Source organism: Amycolatopsis sp. M39, assembly GCF_001651785.1.
GTDB classification, from domain to species: domain Bacteria; phylum Actinomycetota; class Actinomycetes; order Mycobacteriales; family Pseudonocardiaceae; genus Amycolatopsis; species Amycolatopsis rubida.
On record NZ_LWSF01000040.1, the window covers coordinates 7,789 to 24,658 of the forward strand.

Consider the following 16,870-nt stretch of genomic DNA (forward strand, 5'->3'; position numbering starts at 1 on the left):
CTTCGGGGTGCCCCACACCAGCAACCAGGCCAATGTCGCCCCCAGGCGACGAGCCCCCCACCCCACCCCCACCCGCGAGCTACAGTCGACCAGTGCCCGAGATTTCGACCGCCGAGCGAGCCGGAGTCGGTTCCGACGGCCGCCCCCGCCCCACCGAAGACCACATCGCCCTCCTGGACCAAGCCGTCCTGGTCCTGGACGGAGCCACCTCGCCGAGCCCAGACCTCCCCCCAGGCGGCTGGTACGCCCACCTCCTCCGTGACCAGCTAGCCCAGGAACTACGCACCAACCCCCAAGAAGACCTCGGCAAGGCCCTGGCAACCGCAATCACCGCAGTAGCCAAAGACAACGGCTTAACCCCGGGAAACTCTCCCTCCAGCACAGTCTCCATCCTCCGCTGGAACGACTCCGAAATCGAAGCCCTGGTCCTGGCCGACAGCCCAATTGTCGCGTTTGGACAGTTCGGCGCCGACGTAGTCTCCGACGACCGCCTGCTCTCTCTCCGCAACAACGGCCTCCTGCAAACCGGTGCCGACGTCCGCCAGAAACGCAACGCCGAAGACGGCTTCTGGGTAGCCGAAGCCGACCCGTCCGCGGCCCACAAAGCAGTCCGCCGCAGCTGGTCCCGCACGGACGTCGACGCCGTCCTCATCGCCACCGACGGTGTCGCGATCGGAGTCGACGAATACGGCCTCTTCGCCTGGCCAGAAGTCCTGCAGCTAGCCAAAAACAAGGGCCCCGAAGCAGTACTGGACGCGGTACGCGCCGCGGAAAACGACGACCCGCACGCCGTCCGCTGGCCGCGCGCCAAACGGCACGACGACCAGGTGCTCGTCCTCGCCGACTTCGCGGGGTAGGGGCGGAATCAGGGGTTTTCCCTGATCACGAAACGCCGCGGAGCCGCCAATCTGGCTGCATGGGGAACTCACGAGGCGTCCGGGGATGGCGCCTGACCGCGCTCGCTGCGATCGCCTGGGGGCTGTTCACGATCACAGTGCTGCACATCATCAGCTCGCACGATCCGATCTACGACACGCTTTCGAGCTACACGATCACCGACCGCGGGGAGGGCATGCTCGGGGCGAGCGTGCTGTCGGTGGCCGTTGGATCACTCGCGGTGCTCGGCGCGCTGATCGCCGGCGGCGTGCCGATGACGTTCAGCACCAAGGCTTTGCTCATGCTGTGGGCGCTCGGGCTGGCGGTCGCCGCGGTTTTTCCGGCCAGTTACCCGCAAAGCCCGAGGCCGCTCAGCGGGGACATCCACCTGTACTCGTGCCTGGTCGCGTTCGCGAGCCTGCCCGGCGCGGCGATCACGATGCTGGAACCGTTGCGCGGCACGGCGGAGCGCGTGTTCGTGGTGCGGTGGCTGAAGTTCGGGCTCGCCGCGGTCGGGCTGTTCGCGCTGAGTTTCCTGTTCGTCCGGCTCGACGAAGCCGGGGTGCAGCCCTTCCACGTGCTCACCGAAGTGCTGCCGGTGGGCGCGACGCAGCGGCTCACGCTGATCGCGAACGTCGCCCTGCTGCTGGTCCTGCTCCGGATCGCGGCGCGGACCGAAACCGCTCGCGCCGCGGTGCTCGTTACTTCCGCGCCTCGGCCATGAATTCGGGCGCGTAGCCGAACAATCCGGGAAGACCGCCGGTGTGCACGAACACGACGGCCTCCTCGGGCGAGTACCGTCCCGCCGCCGCCCATTCCACGAGGGCGGCGGCGGCTTTTCCGGTGTAGACCGGGTCGAGCGCCACGCCCTCCGTGCGGCCGAACAACCGGATCGCTTCCCAGGTCCCCGACGCCGGAATTCCGTAGCCCTCGCCGATTGTCGTGTCGTTCAGCCACACGTGCGCCAGCTTCGGTGGGTCGAACCCAAGCAACTCCGCGGCCCCGGCGGTGAGCTGGGACAGGTTGTCCACAGCCTCGTTGAGCGGATGGCTGACGCAGGCGATGTCCAGGTCCAGCGAACCGAGCAACTCGGTACCGAGCGCCAGTCCGGCCGCCGTGGCCCCGCTGGCGTGCGGGCTGACGATCCGGGCGTGGTCCACGCCCTGCTCCACCAGTTGGACGGCTAGCTCGCGAGCGGCATCCACATAGCCAAGAACGCCGAGTGGGTCGGACCCACCAACTGGGACCGTCCTCACGTTCCGGCCCTCGTCCGCGGCTTCGACGAGCAGCCGTTCGTACGTCGCGGCCGCTTCCGCGTCGGACGCGCAGATGTGCACCTGGGCGCCGAAGAGCAGGTCAAGCGGGACATTGCCGGACCGCTCGTACGCGTCGCCGGAGCGCGGCACCTCAGTGATCAGCACCAGTTCGCAGCGCAAGCCAAGCCTGGCGCACGCTGCGGCGGTCTGGCGGCCATGGTTGGTCTGCAGCGCGCCGAAGGTGATCACGGTGTCGGTGCCGTCGGCGAGCGCCGCACCGAGGTGGAAGTCGAGTTTGCGCAGCTTGTTGCCGCCGACGCCGAGCGGATGGACGTCGTCGCGCTTGAGCAGCAGCCGGGGGACGCCGAGCGCTTCGCCGAGCCGCAGTGCCGGGACCAGCGGCGTCGGCCCGTGGTGAAGACCGGCGCGCGGAAAGCCGTCGAAGGAGGGGAACCGGGCGAAGTCGAACGTCATCGATCCTCCGTGCGCTGGCCGGGCTGGTGACGTGCAGTTTAGGTGGCGCTATCGAGCCGTGGCCGGGTCCGCGGCTTTAGCCGCCCGCTCGATTTCGGCCCGCCGCGCCTGCCAGAAGGCCGCGTCCCGGCCGCGTTTGGCCATAGCTTCCATGTCCATTTCGACCGTGCCGTCCAGCTGCTCGCGCAGGATGTCGGCGTGCCCGGCGTGCCGGCTGGTCTCGGTCAGCAGGTGGACAAGGACGTTGAACAACAGCACGTCCGGCCGTGGCCACCACGGCACGTGGCCGCGCGAATCGATGGCGAGAGCCGCGATCGTCGCGTCGGAATGCTCGCAGACGCGCTGGTAGCGGCTGGTGATTTCCTCGCGGGTTTCGTGCTCGGTCGCCCACAGGTCGCGACCGCGCTGTGCGAGGTCGTCCCACCGCGGGACCGGCTCGGGAAACGGACGACCGAAAACCTCGCCGAAGTACCGGGCCTCGGCTACCGCCAGGTGCTTGACCAGGCCGAGCAGGTTGGTTCCGGTCGACGTCAGCGGGCGGCGAATCGCGTACTCGGACAATCCGTCGAGCTTCCGGAGCATCGCCTGCCGGACCTCCTTCAGGTCGCTGTGCAGGTACTCCTTCGCGAAGTCATCGATCACGCCTGCGAGCATGCCCGAACCTCGCGGGGTGCTTTCCCGGCCGTCGCCGTGATACGTTCGTTCGAGCGAACGAGAGAACGGAGAGCCGCAGATGCCTTCCGCGACGACCGAGTTCACGACCCTTGCCGCNTTGCCGCCCAGGCCGCCGCGCTCGAATCCGGCGAGGTTACCGCCGTGGAGCTGACCGGGCTCGCGCTCAAGCGAGCGCACGCCAGCCAGCCCGTGCTCAACGCGTTTCGCGTGCTGCGCGACGAAGCCGCGCTCGCCGAGGCCGCCGAGGCTGATCAGCGCCGCGCCGGTGGTGACCGCGCGCCGTTGCTCGGGGTGCCGGTCGCGATCAAGGACGACGTGGACCTCATCGGCCTGCCCACCGCGTTCGGCTGCCCGGGCGAGTTCCCCGCGGCGACGGCGGACGCGCCCGCGGTCGCGAAGCTCAAGCAGGCAGGCGCGGTCATCATCGGCAAGACCAACACGCCGGAGCTGGGCCAATGGCCGTTCACTGAGGGAACCGCCTTCGGCGCGACGCGCAACCCGTGGCAGCCCGCGCACACGCCGGGCGGGTCGTCCGGCGGATCCGCCGCGGCGGTGGCGGCCGGGATCGTGGCCGCCGCGCTCGGGTCGGACGGCGCGGGTTCGGTGCGCATCCCGGCGGCGTGGACCGGACTGGTCGGCATCAAGACCCAGCGCGGACGGATCCCGACCGACAGCGAACTGTTCCACGGCCTCACCGTGCTCGGCCCGCTCGCCCGGACCGTCGCGGACGCAGCCACCCTGCTCGACGTCACCGCAGGCACCGGCACCGCGTTCCACACCGCCGCGCGACGCGAACCGGGACGGCTGCGGATCGGCCTCTCCACCCGGATTCCCTTCACCGCCACCAAAACCAGGCTCGACCCAGTGGTCGAGGCGGCGGTGCGGAAAACCGCCGAGACGCTGGCCGGGCTGGGGCACGAGATCGTTCCGGTCGAACCCGGATACGGCCTAATCGGCCTCACCTTCCTGCCGCGCTCGCTCACCGGCGTGCGGGATTGGGCCCGCCGTGTGCCGGAGCCGTCCGCGCTCGACCCGCGCACTCGCAGCAACGCCCAGCAAGGCGGTCTGCTCGCCGGGCCTGCCCTGAAAGCCGCCCGTGCGCTCGAACCGGTGCTGCGCCGCCGGATCGGCGGGATGTTCGGCGACATCGACGTCCTGCTCACCCCGACCACTGCGACCCCACCGCCCGCGATCGGGTCCTTCGACGGGCTTTCCGGCTGGCAGACCGATCAGTCGATGATCGCCGCGTGCCCGTACGCTTGGCCGTGGAACGTGCTGGGCTGGCCCGGGGTGAACGTGCCTGCCGGACTGACCGCGGACGGGTTGCCGCTCGGTGCCCAGCTGCTCGGCCCGTCGCATTCCGAGGAGCGGCTGATTTCCGTTGCCGCGCAACTGGAAGAGGAGCTGCGATGGCCGGACCGACGTCCCGAGCCGGGGTGGTGACCACGCGCGACGCGATCCTTCGCGCCACCCTGAAAGTGGTCGGCGAGCAGGGCGTCGGCGGGCTCACCAACCGGCGCATCGTCGCCGCGGCCGGGGTTTCGCTCGGCACGCTGACCTATCACTTCCCGAGCCAGACCGAACTGCTGCGCGAGGCGATGCTGCTATTCGCCGAGGAGGAAACGGCGAAGCTAGCAGGAATTGTCGAGGCCTACCGCGAACAGGGATTGAGCCTCGAACAAGCGGCGACCGTCGTCGAGCACGTGATCAAGCAGCTGCCCTTCGGCACGGACGAACTCGCGCCGCACGAGCTGTACCTGCAAGCCGCGCGCGACCCCGGGCTGCACGAGGCGTCCGCGAAATGCTTTGCCGCGTATGACGAATTGGCCATCACGATCCTCACCGCCCTCGGTCTGCCGGATCCGGAACGGGTCGCCGGTCCGGTGGTCGCGCTGATCGCCGGGCTGCAGTTGCGCCGCCTCGCGACTGGCACGGACGTTCCGGCTGCCGAGCCGTTGATGATGCTGTTGCATGGTGCGCGAGGCTGACGTGGCCCCGCCGGTCGTTCGCGGTACCGCGGCTTGGCGCTATTTCGGCGACTTCCGCGACGCGCTGCTCGCGGGGCAGGTGCTCGTGCTGCAGGTCGCGCATCCGATCGTCGCGGCCGGGGTGCGGGATCACTCGGACTACCGCGAGGACCCGTGGACCCGGTTGACACGCACCGTCGCTTCGCTGTCGATCTACGTTTACGGCGGAACAAAGGGCGCGCAAGCCGAGGCCGACCGGTTGCGGAAACTGCACCGCTCGTTCACCGGCACCGCCGATGGTCGTCGATACAGCGCGCTCGATCCTGGCGCGTACGCGTGGGTGCACGCGACATTGGTGATGGCTCCCGTTGACGCACAACGATTTTTCGGTCGCCCAATGTCCGCTTCGGAGCTTGACGAGTACTACGCGCAGATGTGCGGCATCGGCCGGATCCTCGGCGTGCGCGAGCGGGATCTGCCGCCGACCTGGCCGGAGTTCGAACGCTACTACCGGGAGACGATCGCCGGGTTCGGTCCGAACGAGACGATCAGCACGCTGTTCGAGACCATCGACACGGTGCGGAAACCGTTCTCCCGCATGTCCGACCGACGGTGGTCGAGACTCCAAAAAGGATACTCAAGCGCGCAGATGTTCCTGATCCGCGCGACAATCCCGTCCGAACTGCGCGCCCGCCTCGGTCTGCAATGGACCGAACAGGACGCACGCAGGTTCTCCCGCCTGTGCCGAGCGACCAGAATGCTCGCCACCTTGGTTCCGCCGCCGCTGCGGACTGTCCTCATGAGAGCGATCGGCAAGCTGAACGTGTGGTTGCGCGCGCACCCGTGGGCCTACCGGTTCTTCGTCCGCTCGTAATGCGCCCTGGCCTTCGCCCGGTTCCCGCAGCGGGACATCGAGCACCACTGCCGCGTCCGGCGAGGCGACGCGTCGACGAACCGCAAGCCACAGTCGTCCGCCGAGCAGATGCGAATGTCTGCCCCGCCGGTAGCGAGGTCGACGGCGTCGGCGGCCAGCACGGCGAGCGTCGTCGCCACCGGGTCTGCCGGAGCGGGTACTTCCCGCCGCAGCACACCGCCCTTCACCACCAGCCGGTCCGGTTTCGGCGCGGCCGCGAGCGCGTCGTTGACCAGCCGGACATCGGCGACCAGCGGTTTGGCGGTCAGCAGCCGGTTCACCGCCTCGCGTAAGTCCTTTGCCGCAGCCAGCTGGGCGGCGGTCGTCGACAGGCGGCCGAATCCGGCCAGCTCAAGCCATTCCGTCAGCGCGTCCGGGCCGGTCAGCAGCTCGATGCCCTCGGCGAGGTGCCGGGAGCGCAGCGTGTTCACCAGGTGCAGACACGGCCGTCCAGCGTCGAACACCCAATCCATGCCGCTCATTCTAACCATTGAAACCGGTGAGAACCCGCGCTACTGTCTAACCCCATGAGCCGGTTAGAAGCAGCCATGGCCCAAGTAGGCGACCTGCGTATGCACTACCTTCGCGGTGGCGACGGCCCGCCGCTGGTCCTCCTGCACGGCTGGCCGCAGACGTCGCACTGCTGGCATCGCGTCGCCGGGCCGCTGGCCGAGACGTACACCGTGATCGCTCCAGACCTGCGCGGATACGGGCGCACCGACAAACCCCGCACCGGCTACGACAAGCGGACGATGGCCGCCGACGTCGCGAAGCTGGCCGAGCAGCTCGGGTTCGACCGGGTCGCCGTCGCCGGGCACGATCGCGGCGGACGAGTTGCGCATCGATGGGCACTCGACCGTCCGGACCAGGTCGAACGGCTGGCCGTGCTGGACATCGCGCCGACGCGGGAAATGTGGCGTCGCCTCGACCGGGACCTCGGGAAGGCTTACTGGCACTGGCTTTTCCACCTTCAGCCAGACCTGCCGGAACTGCTGGCCGGGCAGAACGTCGCCGCCTACCTCAGGTACTTCTTCGAGCGCTGGACCTTCCAACGCCAGGGGCTGCCCGCCGAGGACGTCGCCGAATATGTGCGCGCGTTTGAAGCACCCGGCGCGCTCCGTGCCGGTTTCGACGACTACCGCGCCTCCTTCCCGGACGACGCCGAACTGGACGACACTGACTACGCCGCCGGGAAGCGCCTCACCCAGCCAGTACTGGCGATGTGGGGCAAGGCCGGACTGCTCGGCAGCCTGCCCACGCTCGACATCTGGCGCGACTACGCGGACAACGCGACCGGCATCGGCCTCGAAGACTGCGGGCACTTCCTCCCCGAGGAACAACCCTCACCGGTCGTGGCGCATCTGCGGGAATTCCTGGCCAGCTAAGGGAATCCGCGCGAACCCGGCACCCACCGTCTGTTCGATCGCCGCACCGACTCGGAACACCGTGCCGTCGTCGTACTTGCCCGCGACCACCTGGACCCCCGTCGGCACGCCGGTGCTCGCCCAACCGGACGGCACGGCGAGCACCGGATGCGCACTGCCGACGTTGAACGCCGGGGTGAGCGAGGCGTCCGAGAAGTGTTCCAGCGCAACACCATCGACCATGACCTGCGCAGAAAGGTAATCCTCTCCAGCGGCGAAAGCGGTGGCACCGAGGGTCGGCACGACTAGTGCGGCAAAGCGCTCGAACACCGCGTCGAGGCGTTCGCGAATCGCCGCTTCGACGGCGCGGCCGGTTTCCGTGTCCACAATGTTCTCGACGCCTTTGCGCGCGAAAGCCTGGCAGTACGGGGTGATGACGCCCGGGTTCTGCCGGTCCAGTTCCAAGACCTCGGCGGCCAAACCGGTTCCGAAGTGCGCCCACAGGGCCTGTTTGACCATGGCGAGCGTCCAGTCGATCTCGATCTCGGTCACCACCGCACCGGCAGCCGCCAGCGCGTGCGCGACGGCGCGGGTGTTGGCGGCGACCTCCGAGGCCACCGGAAAATCGCCAGGCACTGGACAGCACGCGACGCGGAGTCCGCGCACGTCGCCCAGCTCGATACGAGCCGCGGGAAGCCGCGAGTGCGGGTCGCGCGGGTCTTCGCCCGCCATGACGTTCTGCAGCAGAGCGCAATCGGCGACGGTCCGGGCCATCGGGCCGTGGTGGTAGTAAGTATCCAATCCGGCGGGCGGGAGGACCGGGTTGCGCCCGTGCGGCGGCTTGAACCCCACGACACCGGTGAAGGACGCGGGCGCGCGGAGCGAACCGCCGATGTCCGATCCGGTGGCGAGAAAGGCGGTTCCGGCCGCCAGCGCCGCGCCCGAACCGCCGGACGAGCCGCCCGCCGCGGTCTGGAGGTTCCACGGATTACGCGTGGCTCCCCAGCGCCGCGTGTGGGACAGCGGCATGCAGCAGAACTCGGACGTCGTCGTGCGAGCGTGCAGAATCCCGCCGGCGGCCTGGATCCGGCTGAGCCCGATCGCGGTCTCCCGCGCCGCATGGGGCGCGCGCAGGAGGGTGCCTTCGGTGACGGGGTGCCCGGCCAGGGGCTGTTCCTCCTTCGCCGCGACCGGCAGTCCTTCGAGCGGTCTCGGCCGACCGCCGGGCGCATACTCCCGCTCCGCGGCGGCCGCCGCTCGCAGCGCCTGCTCGAACATCTGCTCGGCGAACGCGTTGACGTCCGGCTCGACCCGCTCCGCCCGCTCCACGACCGCGCGCATCAACTCCACCGGCGAGAGCTGCCGGGTCCGGAAGAGGCTCAGTGCTTCGACGGCGGGGAGGTAGTGGAGTGGGGTCATGGCGCGCTCCGCGAGATCGGGGCGCTCAACCTACTCGGCCGGCGACCCTCGCCAAACCGACATTGGACCCGCACCACCCGGCACCCACGGTGACGAGAGCCCATCCAAACTCCACCCGATCGAGTGACTGTTTGCGAATCGCTCTCAGTCGAGACCTCGTCGTGGTGGACTACTCACTCGGCGGCGGGTCGAACTGGCCAGCCTTGACCGCGACGAGGAAGGCGTCCCACTCGCCACGGTCGAACACCAGCACCGGGCTCGCGGCGAGTTTCGTGTCGCGCACGCCGATCAGGCCGGGACGGGAGAGGTTGACCTCGACACAGTTCCCGCCGTTGGGCTCGCTCGCGAACGACTTCGCCCAGGCTGCGGCCGCGAACAGCGACTCTGCCGTGTCCGGGTCGTAATCCTGGGGCGACGGATAATCCGCCATGGGTCGTCCACCTCCGAGCCTTGTGCAGGGCGTGCGTTCCGCTGCACGTCCCCGGCTTCTTTGCGTCACTACGGAGCAAACCGCAGGGCCAAGCGGGTGATCAACTCGACCCGATCTCGACATGAAGATTATTCCAGGAGTAGGATTAATCGCAGCGATCGGGGCGTCAGTGGTGGGTGAATGGCTTGCGACATTCAGCCCAACACCGGCAGCACCGGCCCGGGCGGCGGAACAGCCGCGAGACAACGGGAGGAGTGCGGATGCGAACCGACCTATTCGGACCGGCGAGCCCGTCCGCCCGCCTCGCCGGAGTCGGCGCTGGTCCAGGTGCTGCGACGACCCTGCGGAGACACCGCAACGGAGCGGTTTCCCTGGTGCCCGGCGTTGACCCGCCGAGCGCGAACCACCCCGATCCGGCCGGCGCCGACCCGCGCCGGTTCCCGTTATCCGAACTGGGGGTGTGATCCCATGGCCGTCCGGCTCACCACGCTTTTCCGCCGTGAGGACGAACACACTCGCGGCCGGCGTGGGATCAATCACGAATTGCGCAACCGGTTCGGGTTCAGCCTGATCCAGGCCCCGCTGCGCAGCCCGATGATTGTGGACACCGAGATCGAAGTACCGGCTCCGCGCCAAGCGGACACCGGCCACTCCGCCCGCCGCCGTCGCGAGACACGAGTACCGCTGCTCCACGGGCTCGGCTGAGCCGAAACCCGCATCGTCCACGCTCCCCGGAATCCCTTGCCCGGGGAGCGTTTTCGTGTCCGCGTCCGGGGTTGTTCAGAGGTTTAGACCACTACCGGTCTAGACCACCCCGGCCGGCTGCGGCCCGCATTGGTGCCTCAACTGCTCCCGCTGACGTACGTGGCCGGGCAGGGACAACCTCGCCACTGCGCCCGCTGGGGTTTCGTCCCGCCGACGGCCCGGAGCGCAACGCTGAGGGAGAAAGAGCCACCCGGCGCCTCTCCTCGACCGGCGTGCTCCGCGAAGCCTGACGAGCACCTCGCTACTGGAAACCCCTCGGGCCGCTAACCGCGCGAACCAGCGTCAGGGCTTGCGGCCCAGAGCGCAAATCCCGCCGCTGAACGAAGGGTCGTCCGACATCCGGTCCCCAGCGCTCGATTCACCCGCCTCCGGGTGCCAGTCCGACACCCACGAGATGCCCGGCTCCACGAGTTCCAGCCCGGAGAAGAACTCCGCGAACTCCGCCCGCGAACGGAAGTGGAACGGCGTGCTCGACTGCTGGTACTGCTTGTGGATCGCGTCGCGGCGTTCGCCGTCGTTCGTCGGCACGCCGTCGTCGGTCAGGTGCGAGGACAGGAAGTACGAGCCGGATGGCAGCAGCGACAGGTACTTCCGCACGATCTCCAGCGCAGGCTCGTCGCGGCCGATGAAGTACAGCACTCCGACCATGATCAGCCCGATCGGGCGCTTCGGGTCGAGTACGCCGGTATCGAGCGCGCGCGGCCAGACGTCGGCCGGGTTGCGCAGGTCGCCCTGCAGCACCGCGTGCCGGTCGGCGACGCCGTCGCGTTCCAGCAGGATCTGCGAATGCGCGACGGCCACCGGCTCGTTGTCGACATAGACACAACGCGCGTTCGGGTTCACCGACGTGGCGATCTCGTGCACGTTGCCGACCGTGGGCACGCCGGAGCCGATGTCCAGGAACTGGTCGACGCCCTGTTCGGCCATGTACCGCACGCCGCGGCCGAGGAACTCGCGGCCCGCCTTGGCAATGGTCTTGATCATCGGAAAGGTCTGGGCCGCCCGTTCGCCGAACTCGCGGTCGATCGCCCAGTTCGCGGTGCCGCCGAGGAACCAGTCGTAAATCCGCGCCGCGTTCGGCCGATCGAGGTCGACGCCCTCCGGGGCTTCCGGATCCGGTGCCTGAGTCATCAGCTTCCCCTTCCGTGCGGGTACCAGTGTGCCCACTCGCCGCGGCCGCGCACCGCCGCCCCCTGGTACCGCCCGAAAATGCCACGACGCTGGGACGTTCGGGCCACTAGGTTGCGGTGGATGCGCGTACTTTTCTCCTTCGTCGGCGGTCGCGGCCACTTCGATCCGATGGCACCGGTCGCGCGAGCGCTTGCCGCACGCGGCCACACCGTAGCCGTCGCGGGCGGTGGTTCGCACGTGCCCGCGCTCGCCAAAGCCGGGTTCACGACCTTCGCGGTCAACGAGCCACGCGAAGTCGAGGCGACGCGGCAGCCGATGCCGCCGGTCGATCCGGCGCGCGACGACTGGGAAATCCGGGAGCTGTTCGCCCGCCGCGCGACGCGCGAACACGTGCCGGTGCTGCTGGAGCTGGCCCGGGAATGGCGGCCGGACCTGATCGTCCGGGACGAAGTGGACTTCTCCGCCGCGATCGCCGCCGAGGTGCTGGGCCTGCCGTGCGCCACCGTCCTGGTGCTCGCCGCGGGAACGTTGCTGCGCAAGGAACTCCTCGCCGAACCGCTCGCCGAGGCCCGCGCCGCGTACGGTCTGCCGGACGATCCGCAGCTCGAAATACTGACCCGCGGCCAGGTGCTTTCGCCGCTCCCGCCGTCCTTTCGCGACCCCAGCTCGCCGCTGCCGCCCGGCACTTTCTCGTTCCGCCAGGGAAATCCGATCGCGCCCCGGACACCTGCCGAGAAGCCGGGCGTGTACTTCACCCTTGGCACCAACTTCAACCTGGAGTCCGGCGACCTCATCGAGCGCACCCTCGCCGGGCTGGGCCAGCTGGACGCCGACGTGACCGCCACTGTCGGCACCCAGATCGACCCCGCCGAGTTCGGACCGCAGCCGGCGCACGTCCGCGTGGAACGGTTCGTGCCGCAGGCCGAACTGTTGCCGCGCACCGACTTGATGGTGTCGCACGCCGGGTCCGGCAGCGTGATCGGGGCGCTCTCGCACGGTCTGCCGTCGCTGCTTTTCCCGATGGGAGCCGACCAGCCCGGCAACGCCCGGCGCTGCGCCGCGCTGAACGTCGGCTACGCGCTCGACCCGGAAACGTCCACAGCGGACGAAATCCGGCAAGCCGCCGCGCACGTGCTCGCCGATCCCCGCTATCGCGAGGCCGCGCGGCGCATGCAGGCCGAGATCAACGCCCTGCCCGCCGCCGAAGAAACCGTGCCCGTGCTCGAAGCACTGGTCACATCATCTGCGAACGGTAGCTTTCCGCCAGTTCCTTGAGGAACTGGCGCGTCTCGCCCCGCTCCAAGGCGGCGCCGCGCAGCCGGTCCCACGAGTCCACGAAGATGTTGAAGTCCTTCACGTCGTCGAGGTACAGCCCGCCCGCGGAGTGTTCGATGTAGACGAAGTCGCGGGTGCGGTCCGGGAACCGCATGATCGTGAAGTCGTTGGGCACCGCGGCGAGTTTCGCGCCGAACGGCAGCACATGCACGTACACGCGCGGGTGCCGGTCGAGCGCGAGCAGGTGCTCCACCTGGTCCAGCATCACCGCGGGCGCGAACCCGCCGGGTGCGCGGCGCAGTGCGCCCTCGCTGATGATGAACCGGTAGTACGGCGGCTGCTGCTGGTCGAACACCGCCTTGCGGTCGAGCCGGTTGCGCACCAGCGAGGTGACGTCGGTGGCTCCCGCCTCGGTGAACTGCTTGAGCATGTAGTGCTCGGACTGCAACGGCCCCGGCACGCGCTCGCCGTGCCAGGTAAGGATCTCCGCGGCGGCCGGCTCAAGGTCGGTGAAGGTGCGGAACCAGTGCGGCACCACCGACCGGTAGCCCGACCAATGGCCGCGCTGCCCGGCCGCGGCCCGGGCCAGGTTCATCAGAGTGTCGGCTTCTTCGCCGTTGATCCCGAACGCGTTCAGCATGGTCCGCACATCTCCGNGGACTCGATCTTGTTGACCTTGCCCTGGGTGCAGCCGAGTACCTCGGCGACTTGCTGCTGCGTCATCTTCGCGGCGTTTCGAGCATGCCTGAGCTCATTGCCGAGCTGCTTGCGGCGCGAGGTGACGGTGCTCGCCATCTCCCCTTGCTCTCCTGGACCACTCCTGCCGACGGGCTCTCCGCCGGACCGCGAACTACGAACCACCCAGGCCACTGCGACCCAACGGAGTTCGATGATGACACCCGGCAGCGTTTCAGGAAATGCGCGAGAACGCCAGTCACCCGGCATGTCACCCTGCCGGAGCAGTGGATTCCGGGCGCCCCGGACATCTCGGCTACTCCATTCGGACCAAGCGGAGACTTCCGGGCACAGCTGAGCCGCAGGTCCCCAACATCGGCGGCCCTGGCGGCATAGTGTCGGCGTGATCGATCGATCCCCCGGCGCGGCGAGCGTCAAACAGCTGGCAGACGGCGCGTTCGGCTACGTCCAGCCCGACGGTTCCTGGTTCATCAACAATTGCGGCTTCGTCGACGCCGACGGGCACGCTGTGCTTATCGACACATGCGCGACCGAACGACGTACGCGCGCCCTGCTTTCGGCCGTCGGCGACACCGCCGGCCCGGTCACGACGCTCGTCAACACCCATCACCACGGCGACCACACCAACGGCAACTATCTGGTCGGCGGCGCGACCGTCGTCGGCCACCGCAAGACCCGCGAGACGCTGCTGGCCGACGGAATCCAGCGGTACGAGGGCGTCTTCACCGACAGCGAGTGGGGCAAGCTCGAACTGCGCGTGCCCGACCTGGTCTTCGACGACACGGTCACGATCTACGCCGGGCGGACCCGGATGGACCTCATCCACCCCGGGCACGCCGCGCACACCACCAACGACGTCCTGGTCTGGCTGCCCGGACAGCGCCTGCTGTACGCGGGCGATCTGGTGTTCAACGGCGGCAGCCCGTTCGCGCTGATGGGCTCGGTGGCCGGTTGGCGGGCCGCGCTGAACGTGATCCGCGAACTCGACCCGGCGGTCATCCTGCCCGGCCACGGCCCGGTGTGCGGCCTCGAAACGGTGGACGCGGTCGATGACTACCTGGAGTTCGTCCAGCGCGCGGCGGAAACCGGCAAGGCGGCCGGACGCTCGCCGCTGGACCAGGCGAAGGCGACCGACCTCGGCCGGTTCGCCGAGCTGACCGAGCAGGAGCGGCTGGCCGGGAACCTGCACCGGGCGTACGCCGAACTCGACGGCGAAGGGTGGGGTGCGCCACTCGATCTGGGTGCGCCGATGCGGGACATGCTGGCCTGGAACGGAGGCCCGATCCGCTGCTTCTCGTAAGTGTTCATCACGGTTCCAACCGGGACTGCCACTCGCGAGGGTTGACTAAGCTCGGAATCCGGCAGAGGCTTTCGGAAAGGTTTCGGATGAGCAAGAAGGCGAGCATCGGGGTTACCGGCCTCGCGGTCATGGGCCGCAACCTGGCGCGGAACCTGGCCCGGCACGGGCACACGGTCGCCCTGCACAACCGCTCCGAGGAGCGCACCCGCTCGCTCGTCGAGCAGTTCGGGGACGAAGGCGACTTCATCCCGGCGTACTCCGCGCAGGAGTTCGTCGACGCGCTGGAGCGGCCGCGGCAGATCGTGATCATGGTGAAGGCGGGCGGCCCGACCGACGCCGTCATCGAGGAGTTCGCGCCGCTGCTGGAGCCGGGCGACGTGATCGTGGACGCGGGCAACGCGCACTTCGCCGACACCCGCCGCCGCGAGCAGGCACTGCGCGAACGCGGCCTGCACTTCGTCGGCACCGGCGTGTCCGGCGGCGAGGAAGGCGCGCTGCACGGGCCGAGCATCATGCCCGGCGGGTCGAAGGAGTCCTACGAGTCGCTCGGCCCGCTGTTCGAGGACATCTCGGCGAAGGTCGACGGCGAACCGTGCTGCACGCACGTCGGCGCGGACGGGGCCGGGCATTTCGTCAAAATGGTGCACAACGGCATCGAGTACGCCGACATGCAGCTGATCGCCGAGTCGTTCGACCTGCTGCGCGGCGCGGCGGGCTACTCCCCGGCGGAGATCGCCGACGTGTTCGGCACCTGGAACACCGGGCGGCTCGACTCGTACTTGATCGAGATCACCGCCCAGGTGCTCAAGCACGTCGACGGCGCGTCCGGCAAGCCGTTCGTCGACGTGGTCGAGGACGCGGCGGAGCAGAAGGGCACCGGCCGCTGGACCGTGCAGATCGGGCTCGACCTCGGCGTGCCGATCAGCGGCATCGCGGAAGCCGTGTTCGCGCGGTCGCTGTCCGGGTCCACCGGCTTGCGTTCGGCCGCACGCGGTCTGGGCGGCCCGACGCGCACGCCGCTGACCGGGTCGGCGCTGGAGACCTTCGCGGACGACGTCGAGCAGGCGCTGTACGCGTCGAAGGTGGTCGCGTACGCACAGGGGTTCAACCAGATCCAGGCCGGTGCCGCGGAGTACGGCTGGGACATCGACCTGGGTCGCGTCGCCGCGATCTGGCGCGGCGGCTGCATCATCCGGGCGAAGTTCCTGAACGACATCACATCCGCCTACGCCGCGGAGCCGGGCCTCCCGACGCTGCTCACCTCCGGCGGCTTCCGGAAGGCAGTCGAGGACGCGCAGGACTCGTGGCGTTCGGTCATCTCGACGGCGGTCCGCCTCGGCATCCCGACGCCCGGCTTCTCGACCGCGCTGGCGTACTACGACGGCCTGCGCGCGGACCGGCTGCCAGCCGCGCTGGTGCAGGGGCAGCGCGACTTCTTCGGCGCGCACACCTACCGGCGGGTCGACCGCCCCGGCTCGTTCCACACGCTGTGGGCCGGGGACCAGTCTGAGGTCGAAGCCTGATCTTGGCGCTGCGAGAAGGGCTCTCCCCAACGTGTTGGGAGAGCCCTTCTTTCGGTCAGTTGCGCAAGGTGCCGAGGATTTCCGCGAGATATTCCTTGATTTTCGTTTCGGCCTGTTCCTTGTCGACCCCCAGCGCGGCAAGGACTTCGTACCCCGCGCCCTCGCCCTGTTCGAGGATGCCGAGCAGAATGTGCTCGGTACCGATGTAGTTGTGCCCGAGCCGCAGGCTTTCCCGGAGGGTCAGCTCCAGCGCCTTCTTGCCCGCCGGAGCGAACGGCACCGGATCCGGCGCGTTGTCGACCGGCGCCGGCAGCCTCGCCTCCGCGGCTTCCTTCACCGCCGCCAACGTCACGCCCTGGGCGACGATCGCGCCCGCAGCCAGCGCGTCCGGTTCGGAAAGCAGGCCGAGCAGCAGGTGAACGGTGTCGATCCCGGGGCTTTCGCTCTCGATAGCCGCCTGCTGAGCAGCGACGACGACGTGCCGCGCCCGGTCGGTATAGCGGCCGAACGTCCGCTGGATCCCGCCGGGGGAATCGTCGCTCTTCGGCACGAATCTCTTCTGCGCGGCTTGTTTGGACACGCCCATACTGGCCCCGATGTCGGTCCAGGAAGCCCCGTTCCGGCGAGCCTGGTCGACGAAGTGGCCGATCAGGTGGTCAGCGACGTCCCCGAGGTGCTGTCCGACGTAGACGGCGTCGGTGAGCTGGGCGAGGGCGTCTTTTTCGTTGTTGGCCTTGATGGCGCCGATGAGGTCGTCGAGTTTCACTGAGTCGGTCATGTCGTCAACTGTAGGTTGACGATTGCCG

17 protein-coding genes and 1 pseudogene are annotated in these 16,870 nt (G+C 69.0%); 10 read left to right on the top strand and 8 right to left on the bottom strand.

The features are described 5' to 3' along the window. The first annotated feature begins 92 nt into the window (after positions 1-92). Together A4R44_RS42980 and A4R44_RS42985 are read left to right on the top strand one after the other, a co-directional pair. Complete coding sequence (locus A4R44_RS42980) at positions 93-857, top strand: hypothetical protein (protein ID WP_067594855.1); 765 nt, start codon at positions 93-95, stop codon at positions 855-857. Between the two features lie 59 nt (positions 858-916). Beyond that, entirely contained in the window at positions 917-1,600 is a 684-nt protein-coding gene (locus tag A4R44_RS42985) for a DUF998 domain-containing protein (RefSeq protein ID WP_067594858.1), read from the top strand. Here A4R44_RS42985 and A4R44_RS42990 read toward each other — a convergent pair. Together A4R44_RS42990 and A4R44_RS42995 are read right to left on the bottom strand one after the other, a co-directional pair. Then, positions 1,578-2,606 (bottom strand): D-cysteine desulfhydrase family protein, encoded by a 1,029-nt coding sequence (locus A4R44_RS42990; protein ID WP_067594861.1) that lies wholly within the window; start codon positions 2,604-2,606, stop codon positions 1,578-1,580. The two genes, A4R44_RS42985 and A4R44_RS42990, sit on opposite strands and share 23 nt — an antisense overlap. A 48-nt stretch (positions 2,607-2,654) precedes the next feature. Continuing rightward, complete coding sequence (locus A4R44_RS42995; protein WP_067594864.1) at positions 2,655-3,260, bottom strand: DinB family protein; 606 nt, start codon at positions 3,258-3,260, stop codon at positions 2,655-2,657. A gap of 162 nt (positions 3,261-3,422) precedes the next feature. Here A4R44_RS42995 and A4R44_RS43000 point away from each other — a divergent pair, with 162 nt between their 5' ends. The 3 genes from A4R44_RS43000 to A4R44_RS43010 are packed head-to-tail and all read left to right on the top strand — an operon-like array spanning position 3,423 to position 6,122. Next, on the top strand, positions 3,423-4,724 hold the full coding sequence (locus A4R44_RS43000; RefSeq protein ID WP_232792051.1) for an amidase: 1,302 nt from the start codon (positions 3,423-3,425) through the stop codon (positions 4,722-4,724). Continuing rightward, on the top strand, positions 4,691-5,269 hold the full coding sequence (locus A4R44_RS43005; RefSeq protein WP_067594867.1) for a TetR/AcrR family transcriptional regulator: 579 nt from the start codon (positions 4,691-4,693) through the stop codon (positions 5,267-5,269). The genes A4R44_RS43000 and A4R44_RS43005 overlap by 34 nt, the downstream gene beginning before the upstream one ends. Then, positions 5,253-6,122 carry an oxygenase MpaB family protein gene (locus tag A4R44_RS43010; protein ID WP_202506508.1) on the top strand — a complete coding sequence of 290 codons (870 nt, stop codon included), beginning with the start codon at positions 5,253-5,255 and terminating at the stop codon, positions 6,120-6,122. Before A4R44_RS43005 ends, A4R44_RS43010 begins: the two co-directional genes overlap by 17 nt. On the opposite strand, the gene A4R44_RS43015 is transcribed toward A4R44_RS43010, so the two are convergent. Continuing rightward, positions 6,098-6,643 (bottom strand): ABATE domain-containing protein, encoded by a 546-nt coding sequence (locus A4R44_RS43015; RefSeq protein WP_161269481.1) that lies wholly within the window; start codon positions 6,641-6,643, stop codon positions 6,098-6,100. The genes A4R44_RS43010 and A4R44_RS43015 overlap by 25 nt on opposite strands. Positions 6,644-6,688: 45 nt before the next feature. On the opposite strand from A4R44_RS43015, the gene A4R44_RS43020 reads away from it, so the two are divergent. Then, positions 6,689-7,546, top strand: coding sequence for an alpha/beta fold hydrolase (locus A4R44_RS43020; RefSeq protein WP_067594873.1), 858 nt, complete (start codon positions 6,689-6,691; stop codon positions 7,544-7,546). Here the strand turns inward: A4R44_RS43020 and A4R44_RS43025 are convergent. Together A4R44_RS43025 and A4R44_RS43030 are read right to left on the bottom strand one after the other, a co-directional pair. Further along, on the bottom strand, positions 7,505-8,944 hold the full coding sequence (locus A4R44_RS43025) for an amidase (protein WP_067594876.1): 1,440 nt from the start codon (positions 8,942-8,944) through the stop codon (positions 7,505-7,507). The two genes, A4R44_RS43020 and A4R44_RS43025, sit on opposite strands and share 42 nt — an antisense overlap. Before the next feature lie 169 nt (positions 8,945-9,113). Then, positions 9,114-9,374: a DUF397 domain-containing protein gene (locus A4R44_RS43030; protein WP_067594879.1), complete on the bottom strand. Its 261-nt coding sequence runs from the start codon at positions 9,372-9,374 to the stop codon at positions 9,114-9,116. A 468-nt stretch (positions 9,375-9,842) separates the two neighbouring features. Here A4R44_RS43030 and A4R44_RS43035 point away from each other — a divergent pair, with 468 nt between their 5' ends. Beyond that, complete coding sequence (locus A4R44_RS43035) at positions 9,843-10,079, top strand: hypothetical protein (protein WP_067594882.1); 237 nt, start codon at positions 9,843-9,845, stop codon at positions 10,077-10,079. A gap of 342 nt (positions 10,080-10,421) precedes the next feature. Here A4R44_RS43035 and A4R44_RS43040 read toward each other — a convergent pair whose 3' ends face one another. Continuing rightward, complete coding sequence (locus A4R44_RS43040; protein ID WP_067594885.1) at positions 10,422-11,270, bottom strand: SAM-dependent methyltransferase; 849 nt, start codon at positions 11,268-11,270, stop codon at positions 10,422-10,424. Between the two features lie 120 nt (positions 11,271-11,390). On the opposite strand from A4R44_RS43040, the gene A4R44_RS43045 reads away from it, so the two are divergent. Beyond that, a complete protein-coding gene (locus A4R44_RS43045) occupies positions 11,391-12,545 on the top strand; it encodes a glycosyltransferase (protein WP_067594888.1) in 1,155 nt (384 codons plus the stop codon). Here the strand turns inward: A4R44_RS43045 and A4R44_RS43050 are convergent. After that, a pseudogene (locus tag A4R44_RS43050) lies at positions 12,505-13,340 on the bottom strand (helix-turn-helix domain-containing protein). The gene A4R44_RS43045 and the pseudogene A4R44_RS43050 overlap by 41 nt on opposite strands. Before the next feature lie 283 nt (positions 13,341-13,623). On the opposite strand from A4R44_RS43050, the gene A4R44_RS43055 reads away from it, so the two are divergent. Next, entirely contained in the window at positions 13,624-14,541 is a 918-nt protein-coding gene (locus A4R44_RS43055; RefSeq protein WP_067594890.1) for an MBL fold metallo-hydrolase, read from the top strand. Between the two features lie 86 nt (positions 14,542-14,627). Further along, positions 14,628-16,064 (top strand): NADP-dependent phosphogluconate dehydrogenase, encoded by a 1,437-nt coding sequence (gndA, locus tag A4R44_RS43060; protein ID WP_067594893.1) that lies wholly within the window; start codon positions 14,628-14,630, stop codon positions 16,062-16,064. 55 nt (positions 16,065-16,119) lie between these two features. Here the strand turns inward: gndA and A4R44_RS43065 are convergent, their stop codons facing one another. Next, positions 16,120-16,842, bottom strand: a complete 723-nt coding sequence (locus A4R44_RS43065) for a Clp protease N-terminal domain-containing protein (RefSeq protein ID WP_067594896.1) — start codon at positions 16,840-16,842, stop codon at positions 16,120-16,122. Positions 16,843-16,870: the final 28 nt, after the last annotated feature.